This window comes from Thermosynechococcus sp. M98_K2018_005, from assembly GCF_015295825.1.
Taxonomy (GTDB): domain Bacteria; phylum Cyanobacteriota; class Cyanobacteriia; order Thermosynechococcales; family Thermosynechococcaceae; genus Thermosynechococcus.
Map to the genome: position 1 here is coordinate 1 of NZ_DVEH01000051.1, position 15536 is coordinate 15536.

Sequence of the window (15536 nt, forward strand, 5' to 3'; positions counted from 1 at the left end):
CTCTCTTTCAAGAAGGGGAGAAGTCAAGATCTTCAGGAGGGCTCTTCTACTGGCAGTATTTCCAGCGGCGATCGCTCAAGCGAGCTGCAACTCAGTCATTTCTGAGATCCAGCAAAGCATGACTTCACGCCTTGTGGTGGATCGCGTGGAAATTTGTAGTTACTGAGCGCACAAAGCTCTTTAGAGACTGCGATAAATTCTCTATGTTTTGAGTTTTGATTTTGATTCCGACGGCGATCCCTAGCCTTGATGCGTTGCCAATTCTGGAGAGCGTCGCTGGCGGCAGCTTTCGGAAGGGGTGGGAATAATTGTTTTGGTGGGGACTATCCTCTTTGGGGCGATCGCTCCTTTCAATGCTTCGGTGTAACCCCACTCTGGGGTGCCGAAGCCAATAAAAAATCCCCCAGCACTAACCGAGGGATAGGAGCTACACAGAAATCATTTCCCTAAAGTTGGGGCACAAACCGCTCTTTGTCGGGAACTACGGTGTACTCAGCAACGATTTGGCGGAACTCTTCACCATCAATGGTTTCTTTTTCCACGAGGAGATCCACTAAGCGGTCAATGACCACGCGATTTTCGCGGATGATCTTGATGGCAAGTTCGTAGCTGTGCTGCACCAATTCGCGCACTTGGGCATCAATGCGAGCAGCAATTTCCTCGGAGTATTCAGTTCGAGACACCAAATCGCGTCCCAAGAACACCTCGCCGTTTTGGGTTTCTAAAGACAGCGGACCAAGGTCAGACATCCCAAAGCGGGTCACCATCTGCCGTGCCATTGCCGTCACCTGTTGCAGGTCATTGCCTGCACCGGTCGTTACTTCAGCATCGCCAAAGACAACGTATTCAGCCGCTCGGCCCCCAAGGGCACCGGCCATCCGCGCCATGAGTTGCGATCGCGAGATTAATCCAGAATCCTCTGAGGGCATGAACCAAGTCAGACCACGGGCTTGACCACGGGGCACTAAGGTCACTTTTTGTACGGGATCGTGATCCTTGAGCAGCGTACCAACAATGGCATGACCCACTTCATGGTAGGCGATGAGACGTTTGCTCTTGCCGTCAATCAGCGGTGTGCCCTCCATACCAGCGACAACCCGATCCACGGCATCGTCAATTTCCAGCATCGTAATCGCGGGCTTGCGACGACGGGCCGTAAGAATCGCCGCTTCATTGAGAAGGTTGGCTAAATCCGCACCCGTAAAGCCAGGGGTACGGCGAGCAATGGCTTCCAGGGAAACTTCGGGCGCCAGTTTTTTGTTGCGGGCGTGCACCTTGAGAATTGCCAAACGACCCTTAATGTCAGGGGCATCAACAATCACTTGACGGTCAAAGCGACCGGGACGCAACAGCGCTGCATCAAGAACATCGGGACGGTTCGTGGCAGCAATAACAATGATGCCGGTATTGCCCTCAAAGCCATCCATTTCCGTAAGAAGTTGGTTGAGGGTTTGCTCCCGCTCATCGTTGCCACCACCAATCCCCGCACCCCGCTGGCGACCCACGGCATCAATTTCATCAATAAAGATCAAGCAGGGGGCATTTTCTTTGGCTTTGCGGAAGAGATCACGGACGCGGGAAGCACCGACGCCCACAAACATCTCGACAAATTCTGAACCCGAGATGGAGAAGAAGGGTACCCCTGCCTCACCCGCGATCGCCTTGGCGAGCATCGTTTTCCCCGTGCCGGGGGGGCCCACCAGTAGCACCCCTTTGGGAATGCGGGCACCCACCGCTGTAAATTTCTCTGGCTTCTTCAGGAAAGTGACCACCTCTTGCAGTTCTTCCTTGGCTTCATCGACACCCGCCACATCGTCAAACATGACACCCGTTTTGGCCTCCATTTGGAAGCGGGCGCGAGACTTACCAAAGTTCATCGCTTGGCCGGGTCCTCCGGGCACGTTGCTGGAGCGGCGGAAGAGGAAAAAGAGTCCCCCCAAGAGCAAAACGGGGAAGAGTAAATTACCCAAAAGCCCCCACAGGGCACCATCATTGCGAGCCGGATGGACATCAATTTCTACGTGCTGCTCCCGTAGTTTACTAATGACTTCTGGAGCCGTCCCCGGCATATCTACCCGTACCCGCAGGGGGCGACCATTAATCAGTTCCGGATCGGAGACATCCACAATGGCGGTGCGACCATTATCGAAAATGTCCACTTTACTAATGCGACCCGCATCTAAATAGTTGAGGAATCGCCCATAGCTCATGCGTGTACTGGCGGTATTTAGGGGAGGCTGACTTTGATTGAGCATCAAGTTGCTCGCCCCCTGCCAGAGGAGAACCCCCATGAGCAGTAGGGGGATTGACCAAAGGAGAACAGTTTTCCAAGAGACTTTCATTGGCGACGCTTTTTATCAGGTTCTTAACTAAATTTAACATATCCCTCCCAAAGGGGGGATTAGTTCATCATGCCCTCAAGAAGGCGATCGCGCCGTTGCTGGAGAACTGCTTGCAGCAGAGGATAGCCCCGTAACTCAGGATCCTGTGCGATCAGTTCACTGGCCGCCGATCGCGCCGCCTCTAGGCAATCTTGATCCTCAACGAGGCTAGCGAGGGCAAAGTCTGGTAATCCCGATTGCCGCGTCCCCAACACCTCCCCCGGACCACGCAGCCGCAGATCCATCTCCGCAATAAAGAAGCCATCCTGAGACTGAGCCAGCACATTCAGCCGTTGCTTGGCAGCATCATTGCGAGAACTATGGAGCAGCAGACAATAGGACTGTTGGGCACCCCGCCCCACCCGCCCGCGCAGTTGATGGAGTTGGGATAGACCAAAGCGTTCAGCATGTTCAATGAGCATCACCGTGGCATTGGGGACATCCACCCCCACCTCAACCACCGTTGTAGCCACAAGAATATCCAATTCCCCCTTGACAAAGGCTTGAATCGTCGCATCCTTGTCACTAGATGCCATGCGACCGTGGAGCAGCCCGACCCGAAAATTGGGAAAAATCTCCGTTTGTAATCGCTCGTGCTCGGCAATGGCGGATTTCAGATCCAGTTTTTCCGATTCCTCAACCAAAGGCAGGACAATGTAGGCCTGACGCCCCTGAGCCACTTCCCGGCGGATTAAATCGTAGGCATGGGGGCGATCGCCCCGTCCCAAGACGGTTGTTTGAATCGGCTGCCGACCGGGGGGCAATTCATCAATTTGACTCACATCCAAATCCCCATGGAGGGTCAACGCAAGCGTGCGGGGAATCGGTGTCGCCGTCATGGTCAGCACATGGGGCAGGAGTCCCTTGGCTTGCAGCTTTGCCCGTTGCGCCACCCCAAAGCGGTGCTGTTCATCAATAACCACTAGACCAAGCCGCTGAAACGTCACCCCCTCTTGGATCAGGGCATGGGTGCCCACCAGCACCGGCAATTCCCCCGTTGCCAATTGATCCAGAATCTGGCGGCGCTTAGCTGTGCGGATGGATCCTGTGAGCAGTTCCACCGGCACATGGAGGGGGGTGAGCCATTCCAAGAGCTTGCGATAGTGCTGCTCTGCCAGAACCTCCGTGGGTGCCATTAGTGCCCCTTGATAGCCGGACTGCACTGCCGCCAATAGGGCAATCACTGCAACAACGGTTTTCCCTGACCCCACATCCCCTTGGACAAGGCGATTCATGGGCATCGGGCGCTCTAAATCCGCCAAAATTTCTGCCACCACCCGCTGCTGCGCCCCCGTGAGTTGAAAGGGCAGCCGTTGGTAAAACTGCTCGATGAGTTCCCCTTGGGGGTTGAGGGGGGCACTGGCTTGCTGTTGCTGCTGTCGCCGCCGTTGGAGGAGCCCCAGTTGCAGGTAAAAGAATTCATCAAAAATCAGCCGCCGTCGGGCCAGACTCAGTTGCGTTTGATCTGGCGGAAAGTGAATGTGACGCAGCGCCGTATCCAGGGAAATCAGTTGGTGACGTTGGCGTAGCCCCTGCGGTAGGGGATCAGGATAGCCCTGCACCAAGGGCAGAACGCGATCGACCGCACGGCGAATCACATCGGGAGATATCCCCTCCGTTAGGGGATAGACCGGCACAATACGGCCAATCGTGAGGGAGTCTATTTCTGCCCCAGCGTGATCCAGCACTTCCAACTGTGGATCCTCAAGGGTAAGGCCGTACTTTGTCAGCTTCACGAGGCCAGAGGCAGCCACAATTGTCTGTGGGGCATAGAGGCGTTTTTGCTGCTCTTGCCACCCCCGTTGGGCATAGCGGGCACCGGCATAGAAACGACTCAGGCGAATTTGCCCTGTGCGATCTTGAAGAACAATTTCTAAGATCGTCAGCTTGGCATTGCGGGGACTGGTAAAACAGTTGCAATGGCGGACTTTACCCACAAGGGTGACAGTCTCCCCAGCTTGCAGTTGCCGAATGGGGACTTGGCGGGCATAGTCAAGGTGATCGCGGGGGAAGTAGTAAATGAGATCCGCAACTGTATAAAGCCCGAGTTTTTCTAGTTTCGCCGCAGTGCGATCGCCAATCCCATTCACTGTTTTGAGCGCTTGATCGAGGGGACGGGGGCGCGGGGGCGGACTCGTGAGTTGTTTGCGGACATCGTGGAGCAGTTGGCGCGTTTTTACCACCAGGTATTGTCGTTGGCTGGGGGAGAGATCGTTGTAGTGGGCATAGGCTGCCGCCGTTTCCTGCCAGCGATCGCGCACCTGAAGGGGGAGTTGTTGCAGAGGGGCTTGCGTTAACGCTTGGTGTAGATACTCATTAAACCGATAGGTATTGCCCTGAAGGTTGCAAAAACCCCGCTCCGTTTCAATGGCAAGGGCGCGTTGTAGGCGTGGCCAATCAAGGGACACAGTAGGCCTCCTTCCCTATTGCTCACCATCCATTGCTTCGGGGACACTGGCTGTCGCGTCTGCGGCTTCATTGGCTTTCCACGTTTGCCACCATGCCCGACTAGCCTTGAGAACCAGATATTGCCGCTGTTTTTTATGTAGTTGCGTCTGGAGGGTGGCCAGACGCGCTTCTAGTTGGCGAATTTGACTGCGCTGATTGCCGAGGGGGGGGTGCTGAAACTCCAGTTCCTCAAGTTGCAGGTAAATGGCTGCCATGGGGTGATGACTGGCAGATTCCCTTGGGGCGTCCCTCGTGTTTGGCTCCTCTTCGCCCTCCTCCTGTCGTTTCTGTTCATCCACCATCATCGTCAATAAATGGGGAATCCGCCCAAGGGGACGATTTTCCGCCTTACTGGCAATCTCTAAAATGACCGCGATTGGAGCAGGCGGTAAGATAGCCGCCCGTTGTAGTAGATGGTTAATCTTGAGCGAACTTTGATAAAGAACTTGGCTCAATTGCTCCGATAGGGAGGGGGAGGCCTGTTCCTTGGTTGCGTCTTCCTCTGACGGCGCTTCCCCATTCACTGCCTCTGGCCTTGCAGTTGAGTCTTCTTGACGACGGGGTTGTAGGCCTAAAATGGTCGTTTCCAAAGCGATCGCCAATTCAACAATCTGACGCTGAAGTTCCTGCCGCTCTGCATCCTCAAGGGTCAAAAATTGCTCTGGAAAGACTTGGGTACACACCTGATAGCTGACGGTGATCAACTGCTGACGGGCAATGGGGGCAAGCATCTCCAGATAGACATCATAAAGCTGACGCATTTCCGCCAAGGCGGCCAATAGCATCCCCTGTAACCTTAAAATTTCCCGCTCAACGGCTTCTAAGTTACCCGACATACACGCCTAAACTGGCAAAACGGCAAAACAGTGCTGCTGCGTTTAGAGGACTGTTTCTACAATCTATTACAAAATCTTGGCGAGGATAGCCTGTTCACCCACTCATGGCAAGATGGTGAGGTTGCAAAGGTGAGGCAAAAACGTGGATATTCTTCTCTGGTTGCAAGCGGTTATCCTCGGTTTAGTGCAAGGTATGACAGAGTTTTTACCCATTAGCAGTACCGCTCACCTGATTCTCTTTAGTGACCTGTTGGGGTGGAAAAGTGTCTGGCATAAAACTGCCCTAGATGCGATGCAGTTTGGTAGTGTGATCGCGGTTTTTGGCTATTTCTGGCAGGATATTCGCCAAATTGTCCAAGGGGCTTGGCAGGCATGGCAGCAGCGGGATTGGCAGCGGGAGGAATGGAAACTATTGGTTGGGATCACAGGGGGCACGATTCCGGCACTCGCAGCAGGACTCCTTCTGAAGTTGGCCAAAGTAGAGTTGGATCGGCCTCCGATCATTGCCACAATGGCGATCGCCATGGCGATTCTTTTGGGACTCGCAGAAAAATGGGGTTCCCGTAAACGCACCTATCAAGACATTGGCATTTTAGATGGCTTCTTAGTCGGTTGTGGTCAGATGATTGCCCTGCTGCCGGGTGCCTCACGGTCAGGATCCACGTTAACGACAGCTTTATTTTTAGGGCTGGAGCGGCAAACAGCGGCGCGCTTTTCTTTTTTGTTGGGCATTCCCACACTGACGATCGCCACCCTTGTCCAAGCCAAAGATGTTTTTGATCAGGGAACGCTGTTTATTCCTCTTGTGATTGCCACGCTCTCGAGTATGGTTTTTTCCTATCTGGCGATCACTTGGCTGCTGCGATTCCTACAACGCCATTCCACTTGGGTCTTTATCTGGTATCGCATTGGCTTGGGAACTGCATTGTGGGGCGCGATCGCCCTCGGTAGTCTGCGACCCTAAGGAACAACACTTAGCACAATTTAACCTCATCTGTGGTTGAGATCACAGGGAAAATACAGATGCCCTGCCATACTAGGTGTGGAATCGTAAGAATAGGCGACTTCATAGCCGCAGTTTATATCTAGTTCAGTTGTCTATTGAAGTTGTTCGTTCGATAACCAAAGAAGACCGTAGGATGTGCTCATTTTGAAGCCATGGGGGATTTAAGGTACTGTGTGTTCTATGTTCAGCACGACAGCCAATACTGACCTCAAGCATTTCACCCTCTCGCTGTTGCGGGCATACCAAGACAACCCTGTACCCGAATTGCGGAATCGCCTTGTCGAGTTGAACATGGGACTGGTACGCAAGGAAGCCCATCGCTGGGTACAGTGCACCCAAGAAAGCTTTGACGATCTCATGCAAGTGGGCACCCTTGGCCTCATTCACGCCATTGAACGCTTTGATTCCAGTAAGGGAGTGGCCTTTAGTTCCTTTGCCATTCCCTACATTCGCGGTGAGATTCAACACTACCTGCGGGATAAAAGTCCCCAAATTCGCGTCCCCCGCCGTTGGCAAACCTTGCAAAGCCAAGGAAAGCGGGTGATTCAAGAACTCCGCCAACAACTGCATCGCCCCCCCACTGATAGCGAAATTGCCCAAGCCCTCGAGGTCCCCCTTGAAGAATGGCAAGCGGCAAAATTTGCTAACTACCACACCACCCCTGTCAGCCTAGATGCCCCCACCTTTGAGGGTGAGGAAGAGGCCGTTTCCCTCGGTGACATCGTGCCCGATCAACGGTACCAAAGTTTTCAACTCGCCCAAGAAGATCGCATTCATTTGCAGCAGTGTCTGCAAAAACTAGAAGCCCGCACCTGTCAGATTCTGGAATTTGTCTTTTTGTACGATTTGAGTCAAAAAGAAACCGCTGAACTCTTGGGTCTGAGTGCGGTCACAGTCTCTCGCCAGATTAAAAAAGGCCTCCAAGCCCTACAACGGATCATGAGTCACCACAACGCTGAATCCTGAAAACGCATAAAATAAAATATATATATGGTTGATTTTGCTGCCCCCCTAGCGGCTTTAGCGGCACATCGTTGGTTCAAACTCATTAACGGTGCCAGTTTCCAAGATGTTGCCCAAATTTATAACTTGACGTTAGCCTATGCACTGGCAGGGGCTGATTGTATTGATGTGGCCGCCGACCCTGCGGTGATTTACGCGGCTAATGACGCTTTGACGGTTGCCACAAGTCTCGGCGCAACTCGCCCCCTGCTGATGGTGAGTATTAATGATGGGGCTGACCCCCATTTTCGTAAGGCCACGTTTGATCCGAGTCGCTGTCCGCCTGCCTGCGATCGCCCCTGTGAACGCATTTGTCCTGCTGCGGCGATTCATTTTAATGAACAGGTGCAGGGGGTGATCCGCGATCGCTGTTATGGTTGTGGCCGCTGTTTACCCCTCTGCCCCTTAGGTTTGATTAGCACTGATGAGCAACCCGCAGTCTTTGAGCAGATCACGCCCCTGATTAGCGCTGGCACGATTCAAGCCCTCGAAATTCATACTCAACCCCAACGCTACAGTGCCTTTCACGAGCTTTGGCAGCGAGTTCGCCCTTGGGTGCGCTATTTACAGGTGCTGGCCATCAGTTGTCCCCAAGGAGAGGGGGGAATTGACTATTTGCGCTGGATCAATGAGCAGATTCAACCTTTGGAATGCGCCCTCATTTGGCAGGCGGATGGTCGTCCCATGAGTGGCGATATTGGTGATGGCGCAACGCGAGCCACCATTCAATTGGGTCAAGCCATTTTAGAGGCAAATTTACCCGGATTTGTGCAGTTGGCGGGCGGCACAAATGGTCATACGGTTGCTAAACTCAGGGCAATGGGATTGCTAGATCCACAGGGAATTGCTGGTGTTGCCTATGGTAGTTATGCTCGCAAACGCCTTGCTCCTTTCCACGCGATCGCCGACCAACCCTGGCAAACTGTTCCTGCCGTCCTTGCAGCGGCTGTTGCTGAAGCAGCTACCCTTGTGTCTTCTTTGAAATCTGTCCCGTTACCCTCTGTACCCTATGGTTGAATTGACTGCTGGACAACGCCAAGTCACTGACGATCTCGATCAATTATTGGCCATCCTACCGCCGCCCCTTGGACAGTGCCTCACCGATCATCCGCAGCGGGAAGAACTCTTAGAAATTGTTCTGGATTTGGGGCGATTGCCGGAAGCGCGGTTTATCCACAGCACGCAATACCTTGCCGAGACTCCCGTCAACCGTGAGATGTTGCAATATGCCGTGGATCGGGTGGGCGAGTTTAGTGGTGACAATCGCGCCGGCATTGAGCGTACGCTGCACCGCATTAGTGCCCTGCGCAATCGCCAAGGAACAATTATTGGCTTGACCTGCCGGGTGGGGCGAGCCGTCTTTGGCACGATTGGTATGATTCGCGACTTGGTCGAAAGTGGCCAGTCTATTTTGCTTTTAGGTCGCCCCGGTGTTGGTAAAACAACGGCACTACGGGAAATTGCCCGCGTCTTGGCCGATGAGTTGCACAAACGGGTAGTGATTATTGACACCTCCAATGAAATTGCAGGCGACGGTGATATTCCCCATCCCGCGATTGGCAAGGCACGACGAATGCAGGTGGCACGCCCGGAACTGCAGCATCAGGTGATGATTGAGGCGGTGGAAAACCACATGCCCCAAGTGATTGTCATTGATGAGATTGGCACAGAACTAGAGGCACTAGCAGCACGCACCATTGCTGAGCGAGGCGTACAACTGATTGGTACGGCCCACGGCAACCAAATTGAGAACCTGATGAAAAACCCGACCCTCGCGGATTTGGTGGGAGGCATTCAATCGGTCACTCTTGGGGATGAAGAAGCGCGGCGGCGGGGCACCCAAAAGAGTGTTCTTGAACGCAAAGCCCCACCCACTTTTCAAATAGCTGTGGAAATGCTGGAGCGCGATCGCTGGGTTGTGCATCTCGATGTGGCCGCCAGTGTGGATCTCCTGCTGCGGGGTCGCCAACCATCACCTGAAATTCGCAGTGTTGCTGCCGATGGCTCAGTGGTGATTAGTCGTCCTGAACCTACTCCCCAGCGATCGGAGGTCAAATCTGTGCCTCAGCGTCCCTCTTGGCGTGAGAGTGGCCAGATGCTACCCGTCGTTGATGCCAACAAAGAACCCCTGCGGGCGAATTTTGCCCAACTGCTCGAAGCCACATTGGATGCCCCCACGGTCGGGCCGAATGGCGAAGAACTTCCCCTCCATGTCTTTCCCTATGCCGTCAGCCGCCATCACTTAGAGCAAGCAATTCGCACTCTCAACCTACCCATTATTGTCACTAAGGACATTGATCAAGCGGATGTGATTTTGACGCTCCGCTCCCATCTCAAGGGGGAAAGCAAGCTGCGGCACCTTGCCCATATTCACCATCTACCCATCCATGCCATTAAGACAAATAGTATGGCGCAAATTGTGCGAGGACTACGGCATTTGCTTGGCATTGAAGACCCCAGTCCAGCAGAGCCAGCAGATCTCTCCCTCTTTAGTCCGACGGGGAGCGATGACGAATTGGAAGCCCTTGAGGAGGCACGCCTAGCGGTTGAGGAAATTGTGATTCCCAAGGGGCAAGCGGTGGAGCTACTCCCGCGATCCGCCAACATTCGGCGAATGCAACACGAGTTGATTGAGCACTACCAGTTGACCTCCTGTAGCTTTGGCGAAGAGCCGAATCGGCGGCTGCGGATTTACCCCAATCTCTCCCGTTGATTAGGCGGGGGAAGTCACTAACTCCTGCAAAAAGACCCCCATACGGTCAATGGGTAGCACATACTGCACGACGCCAAGGGCAATGGCCTCCTTTGGCATGCCAAAAATAACACTAGTCGCCTCATCTTGGGCAATGGTAATGCCGCCTACACTGGCGATCGCCCGCATTCCTACTGCGCCATCATCTCCCATGCCTGTTAAGAGCACACCCACCACAGCCTCTCCATAGTAGGCCGCCAAAGACCGAAACATCACATTCACAGAAGGGCAATGACGCTCATGGGGATCCGCTGGGGTTAGGTAAAATTTACCTCGGCGATCAATCTCTAAATTGTGGCGATCGGGTGCAAAATAAACCACACCGGGCTGAGGCATCTCGCCTGCCATTGCCACCGTTACTCGCAACTTAGTCTCTTGGGATAGCCACGATACCAAACCATTGAGGAACCCCAGACTAATGTGTTGTGTACAAACAATTGGAACTGGGAAATGAGCTGGCAACGGCTGCAAGACCTTGGCAATGGCTTGGGGCCCCCCTGTCGAAGCGCCAATACCGACAATCGCTAGCCGCTGCGGGGATGCTACCTTGGGTGGAGGGGGGGCGGATGCCGTCGGTACTGTGGGTGTCGCTCGCAAGGGGCGGGTAAAGACCTTGACGCCAGCCAGCACGCGGATTTTATTGATGAGTTCACTGCGGTTATAATCTGCCATCAGACCACTGCTGGGCTTAGGAAAGACATCTGTCGCACCTGCTTGCAGTAGTTCAAAGGCAGTTTGAGCTTCCCCCACAGCAACGCTAATCACCAAGATGGGACGAGGATAGCGTGCCATTAACTGACGGGTAAACTCACACCCATCCATCTCCTTCATGTAGAGGTCAGTGCAGACCACGTGGGGCTGACATTCTGGAATCTTCAGTAGGGCAGCTTTGCCATTGGTTGCCGTGCCCACCACTTCCAGATCAGGGGCGGTCTGCAATAGTTGCTGCAAAATATTGAGGGCAATGGGCGAATCTTCGACCAAAAAAACACGAATTGGCATTCAAGGCTGTCCACAGACTTAGCCAATACGATAACCCAAGGGGTTGTCTAATGAACTTTTTTACTGGCCAAAACGCGAATTTTTGTGATCAGTGTACTTTTGAGGCGTTCATAGTCTGTTGCTGAACCGGTGGTGGGCTTGGGAAAGAAATCAAGGGCACCGGCTTGCATCAGGTTATAGATGTTATCGACATCCGTCGGCTGTACGGCATTACTAATAACCAAAACGGGTCGGGGAAAGCGTTTCATAACCTCCTTAGTAAATTCGAGACCATCCATTCCCGGCATTTGTAGATCAGTGCAGATCACATCGGGTTGGGTACGCTCAATCACCTGCAAGCCAGAGGTGCCATCGAGGGCAGTGCCGACAACCTCCACTTCTTCGGAGGAGTTAATCAGCCGCTGCAAAATTTCGAGAGCCACCACTGAGTCTTCAATTAGAACGACTTTGATTTTGCTCATAAATTAGTTCCTTTAGGGTATCTAGCAGCAAACTTTGATCAAAATTACCCTTGGTTAGGTAGGCATTGGCACCGGCGGCAAGGGCGCGTTGGCGATCGCTGGCTCCCGCCAAGGTAGTCACTAGGATAATGGGTAGTGTTTGATACTCTGGCAGTTGACGAATGCGTTGGGTCATTTCAATGCCATTTTGTTGCGGCATTTCCACATCGGAGACCACAGCTTGAAATTTACCCGTCCGTAATTGCTGAAAACCATCGGCACCATCCACGGCTGTGACAACCTCATAACCCGCCCGCTCCAGAATGCGCCGCAGTTGTGTGCGAATGGGCAGAGAATCCTCGACAAGGAGTATCCTAGGCTTAGGAGCTGGTTTAAGGGTCACACTAGTACGGGGGCGATCAACCGCCGTCATTAATGCAGTTGGCTGCAGCAGATGACACAGGTCACCAGTATGCAGTAGCGTTACTCCTAAGAGGTAGGGAAGTTGCTGTAACAGAGGGTGCTGGGGCTTGAGTTGTACGTTTTGGAAATCAACAATTTCATCCACAATCAGTCCCCGGTAGCGATCGCCCTGATGCAGAATCACACAGGGGTAGGGAGAGTGCCGTTGCAGTGATTCTTGTCCGAGCAAATCCGCCAACCAGCTAATGGGAACGGGGTGTTGCTCCCACAATAGTATTGGCTCACTGGCTTCCAAGGATAACTGCTCTTGTCGCAGGAGTAATGTGGTGGCCACAGCCTCAATGGGCAAACCATAGAAATCATCTTGCAGCCGCACCGTTAAGATCGGCATTGTGGCGCGGTTAGCTCGCAGCGTGATTTGGAAACAGCAGCCCTGACCAGGGGTGGAGGTCACCTGAATACTGCCATTGAGTTCCTCAACATTAGCGCGCACCACATCCAGTCCTACCCCGCGACCCGATAGGGTACTCACCTGCTGGCGTGTTGAAAAGCCGGGGGCAAAAATGAGCGCCTCAATCTCCGTGGGACTCATGGTTGCCAATTCTGCTGCTGTGTAGAGTCCCCGTTTTAGAGCTGTTTCGCGGATTGCCGTCTGATCCAGACCACGGCCATCATCAATGACCTCAATCACCACCTCATTGCCTTGGGTGCGTCCACGCACGGTTAAGGTTCCTTCGGGAGGCTTTCCCTGCTGTTGCCGTTCAGTCGGGGACTCAATTCCATGATCAAGGGCATTGCGCACAAGATGCGTCAGGGGTGCTTTCATTCCCTCAAGGATGCGGCGATCCACAGCCACCTCTGCCCCTTCAATAATTAATCTCACCTGTTTGTTTTGCTGTTTGGCAATATCGCGAACTGCCCGAGGCAGCAGGTTAAAGATGGTGGCCAACGGTAGAAATTGCAGGTCCTGAATGTCCTTTTCCAAACGATTGACCACGGCAGTGAGGTGGACATTGTCCACATCAACACGGCTTTGCAATTGCTGTAGGGATTTGCCAAGGGCGTCGAGGTGTTGCCGCAGATGATCGTAGTGCTGTCGCAGTGTTAAGAGTTCGGGATGGGCTTGCAGCAAGCGTTGGCTTGCAAGGGTATGGGCTTGAACTTGCTCCCAATAACTGAACACTTCGGCAATTAGTTCCTGCTGTCGGGCAATTCGTTGCTGGGTGACACTCAAATCACCGATAGCAGTCATTAGGGCATCGAGTCGGCGACTGTCCACCCGCACACTGTCAATGGAATAGCGATCGTCAGTTGTGACTGGGGCGGGAATACCCCCCGGTTCCTCATCTGTACTGGTACTCGGTGTTGGTGGGGTCTCTTGGAGCGTCTCAGTGGCAGCCATCAACGCATCCAGATCATCTATGGCAGCAATTGGAGAGGAACTGGCCTCTAGGGTCTCTGTCGTAGATGCACCATGTAAAAACTGCATTAACTCAGCAGCAATATGGAAAGGACTGACATTGGCTGGCTCACCCGTCACGGCTTCATGGGCAATTTTTTTGACCGCATCGAGACCGCGATAGAGCACTTCAAACAGTTGAGCGTTCGGTGCGAGGCTCCCCTGTCGCCAGCGGCTGAAGATTTCCTCTAGATGGTGAACCAAACTTTCCGCGTCCGTTACCCCCAACATCCGTGAATCTCCCTTAAGGGAGTGGGCTTCCCGCAGTAGCCCCTCTAGGGGAGAGAGGTCACGAGGATTCGCTTCAAGGGCCAGTAGTCCTGACTCGATTGCCTGTAAATGCTCCGTACTGGCAATTTGATAGAGCGATCGCAGTTCATCATCTTCAATGTACATAGCCTCTACACCGAGTTTTGCAAGGTTTCTGCAGCTTCTACCAACTGCCGGGTCGCCGTCTTAATTTGGGACACGCTTGTAGCGGTTTCCTGTGCTCCCAAGTTAATTGCATTCATGGCCGAAATTGCCTGTTGAACCCCTACGGCCTGCTGTTTAGAACTCAGAGCAATCTGTTGACTGTTGAGGTGCACTGCATCAATCGCGTTGGCGATCGTTGCAAACGTCTCAGAGGTGGCATGTGCCAACTTGGCACATTCATTGGTTGCTTTCATCCCTTCATCGGTCACCATCACTGTGCCATTCATCGCTGCCTGCACCTCGCGGATCAGTGTGGTGATTTTCTCCGCTGATTTTTTGCTTTGATCGGCAAGCTTGCGAACTTCCTGGGCTACCACAGAAAAACCCTTACCGTGCTCACCGGCACGGGCAGCCTCAACTGCGGCATTCAGTGCAAGGATATTCGTCTGATTGGCAATGTCAGCCACCAGTTCAGAAATCGCCGTTACTTGGGTTGTTTGCTCACTCAACTGCATAATCTTTTCAGCAATGGCCATGACATTGCCCCTGAGGGCCTCAATACCCTGAACAGTTTGCTCGACAGTTTCCTTACCGTAGGTGGCCAACTCCATGGCCTGCTTGGCTCCTGCAGCTGAGGCTTCCGCTTGCTCTGCCGACTGACGAGAAGAAGCACCCAATTCTTCCATGGTTGTTGTTGTTTGATTCACTGAAGCAGCTTGTTGGGCAATAACCTTTTCCTGTTCAGCAAGAGCGGCAGCCGTTTCGTTAGAGGAAGTAGCAATTTGCGTAGATAATCGTGACAGTAGCGAAATAATCCGCTTAATAGTGAGCAGCACAATAATAACAAGAATAACTTCCAGAGCAATAATCACAATCTCAGTGATTTTTATAAAATCATTGGATTCTTTGACAGCGACTTCGGCAACCTTAACGGTATCATCAGTTAGTTTGAAAAAATCTTCACTATCTTGAATGAGTTGGGCAATGTTAATTTTGGGTTGCTGAAGCTGTTCACGCAATTGCTGCCATTTCGATTGCACCTCTAGCATTAGGTTGCGAAACTTGGGATTTCGAGCGGGAGGAATCCCCATTTCTGCATCTCCATTGATGAGAGCGTTGATACGACGATCGTTGCGGGCAATCAGTTCATCAATATTTGCCCCAGCAAGCCGCAATTTTACAATTCGCTGAGTGCCACCCCGTACTAAGCCTGCTTCGTTGACAACAACTGCATCCTCGGCAGCACGGTTAAAGAGAATCATCCCTAAACTCGTCAGAGCCATAAAGGAGATGGCCCCCATCAAAGAGTAAAGCTGAGAACGAATACGCATGAATAGTCCTCACATCATAAGAATCAATCGTAAATCATCAAT

Annotated in this window: 11 protein-coding genes; 4 read left to right on the plus strand and 7 right to left on the minus strand. The window is 52.9% G+C overall.

From position 1 onward, the window contains the following. Positions 1–446: 446 nt before the first annotated feature. Genes ftsH2 through IGQ15_RS07410 form a run of 3 tightly spaced genes read right to left on the minus strand, consistent with a single transcriptional unit; the run spans position 447 to position 5665 of the window. A complete protein-coding gene (ftsH2, locus tag IGQ15_RS07400) occupies positions 447–2342 on the minus strand; it encodes an ATP-dependent zinc metalloprotease FtsH2 (protein WP_297050315.1) in 1896 nt (631 codons plus the stop codon). A 59-nt stretch (positions 2343–2401) separates the two neighbouring features. Continuing rightward, positions 2402–4789 (minus strand): ATP-dependent DNA helicase RecG, encoded by a 2388-nt coding sequence (gene recG, locus IGQ15_RS07405; protein ID WP_297050337.1) that lies wholly within the window; start codon positions 4787–4789, stop codon positions 2402–2404. A 15-nt stretch (positions 4790–4804) separates the two neighbouring features. Next, the gene (locus IGQ15_RS07410; protein WP_297050339.1) at positions 4805–5665 is read right to left on the minus strand and encodes a hypothetical protein; all 861 of its coding nucleotides are present in this window, start codon (positions 5663–5665) and stop codon (positions 4805–4807) included. A 142-nt stretch (positions 5666–5807) separates the two neighbouring features. On the opposite strand from IGQ15_RS07410, the gene IGQ15_RS07415 reads away from it, so the two are divergent. From IGQ15_RS07415 to IGQ15_RS07430, 4 genes are all read left to right on the plus strand, one after another. Next, on the plus strand, positions 5808–6629 hold the full coding sequence (locus IGQ15_RS07415; protein WP_297050341.1) for an undecaprenyl-diphosphate phosphatase: 822 nt from the start codon (positions 5808–5810) through the stop codon (positions 6627–6629). A 222-nt stretch (positions 6630–6851) separates the two neighbouring features. Beyond that, entirely contained in the window at positions 6852–7637 is a 786-nt protein-coding gene (locus IGQ15_RS07420) for an RNA polymerase sigma factor SigF (RefSeq protein WP_297050343.1), read from the plus strand. 24 nt (positions 7638–7661) lie between these two features. Further along, a complete protein-coding gene (ldpA, locus tag IGQ15_RS07425; RefSeq protein ID WP_297050345.1) occupies positions 7662–8690 on the plus strand; it encodes a circadian clock protein LdpA in 1029 nt (342 codons plus the stop codon). Further along, complete coding sequence (locus IGQ15_RS07430) at positions 8683–10386, plus strand: R3H domain-containing nucleic acid-binding protein (RefSeq protein ID WP_297050348.1); 1704 nt, start codon at positions 8683–8685, stop codon at positions 10384–10386. Before ldpA ends, IGQ15_RS07430 begins: the two co-directional genes overlap by 8 nt. Here the strand turns inward: IGQ15_RS07430 and cheB are convergent, their stop codons facing one another. The 4 genes from cheB to IGQ15_RS07450 are packed head-to-tail and all read right to left on the minus strand — an operon-like array spanning position 10387 to position 15494. After that, a complete protein-coding gene (cheB, locus tag IGQ15_RS07435) occupies positions 10387–11427 on the minus strand; it encodes a chemotaxis-specific protein-glutamate methyltransferase CheB (RefSeq protein ID WP_297050350.1) in 1041 nt (346 codons plus the stop codon). 47 nt (positions 11428–11474) lie between these two features. Then, the gene (locus IGQ15_RS07440) at positions 11475–11888 is read right to left on the minus strand and encodes a response regulator (RefSeq protein ID WP_297050352.1); all 414 of its coding nucleotides are present in this window, start codon (positions 11886–11888) and stop codon (positions 11475–11477) included. Beyond that, complete coding sequence (locus IGQ15_RS07445) at positions 11860–14145, minus strand: hybrid sensor histidine kinase/response regulator (protein ID WP_297050354.1); 2286 nt, start codon at positions 14143–14145, stop codon at positions 11860–11862. The genes IGQ15_RS07440 and IGQ15_RS07445 overlap by 29 nt, the downstream gene beginning before the upstream one ends. 5 nt (positions 14146–14150) lie before the next feature. Beyond that, on the minus strand, positions 14151–15494 hold the full coding sequence (locus IGQ15_RS07450; protein WP_297050355.1) for a methyl-accepting chemotaxis protein: 1344 nt from the start codon (positions 15492–15494) through the stop codon (positions 14151–14153). Between the last annotated feature and the right edge of the window lie 42 nt (positions 15495–15536).

Coding starts and splice junctions, on each gene's coding strand:
- IGQ15_RS07430 (WP_297050348.1), top strand. CDS start 8,683: ATGGTTGAATTGACTGCTGGACAACGCCAAGTCACTGACGATCTCGAT.
- cheB (WP_297050350.1), bottom strand. CDS start 11,427: ATGCCAATTCGTGTTTTTTTGGTCGAAGATTCGCCCATTGCCCTCAAT.
- IGQ15_RS07450 (WP_297050355.1), bottom strand. CDS start 15,494: ATGCGTATTCGTTCTCAGCTTTACTCTTTGATGGGGGCCATCTCCTTT.
- IGQ15_RS07410 (WP_297050339.1), bottom strand. CDS start 5,665: ATGTCGGGTAACTTAGAAGCCGTTGAGCGGGAAATTTTAAGGTTACAG.
- IGQ15_RS07440 (WP_297050352.1), bottom strand. CDS start 11,888: ATGAGCAAAATCAAAGTCGTTCTAATTGAAGACTCAGTGGTGGCTCTC.
- ftsH2 (WP_297050315.1), bottom strand. CDS start 2,342: ATGAAAGTCTCTTGGAAAACTGTTCTCCTTTGGTCAATCCCCCTACTG.
- IGQ15_RS07420 (WP_297050343.1), top strand. CDS start 6,852: ATGTTCAGCACGACAGCCAATACTGACCTCAAGCATTTCACCCTCTCG.
- ldpA (WP_297050345.1), top strand. CDS start 7,662: ATGGTTGATTTTGCTGCCCCCCTAGCGGCTTTAGCGGCACATCGTTGG.
- IGQ15_RS07445 (WP_297050354.1), bottom strand. CDS start 14,145: ATGTACATTGAAGATGATGAACTGCGATCGCTCTATCAAATTGCCAGT.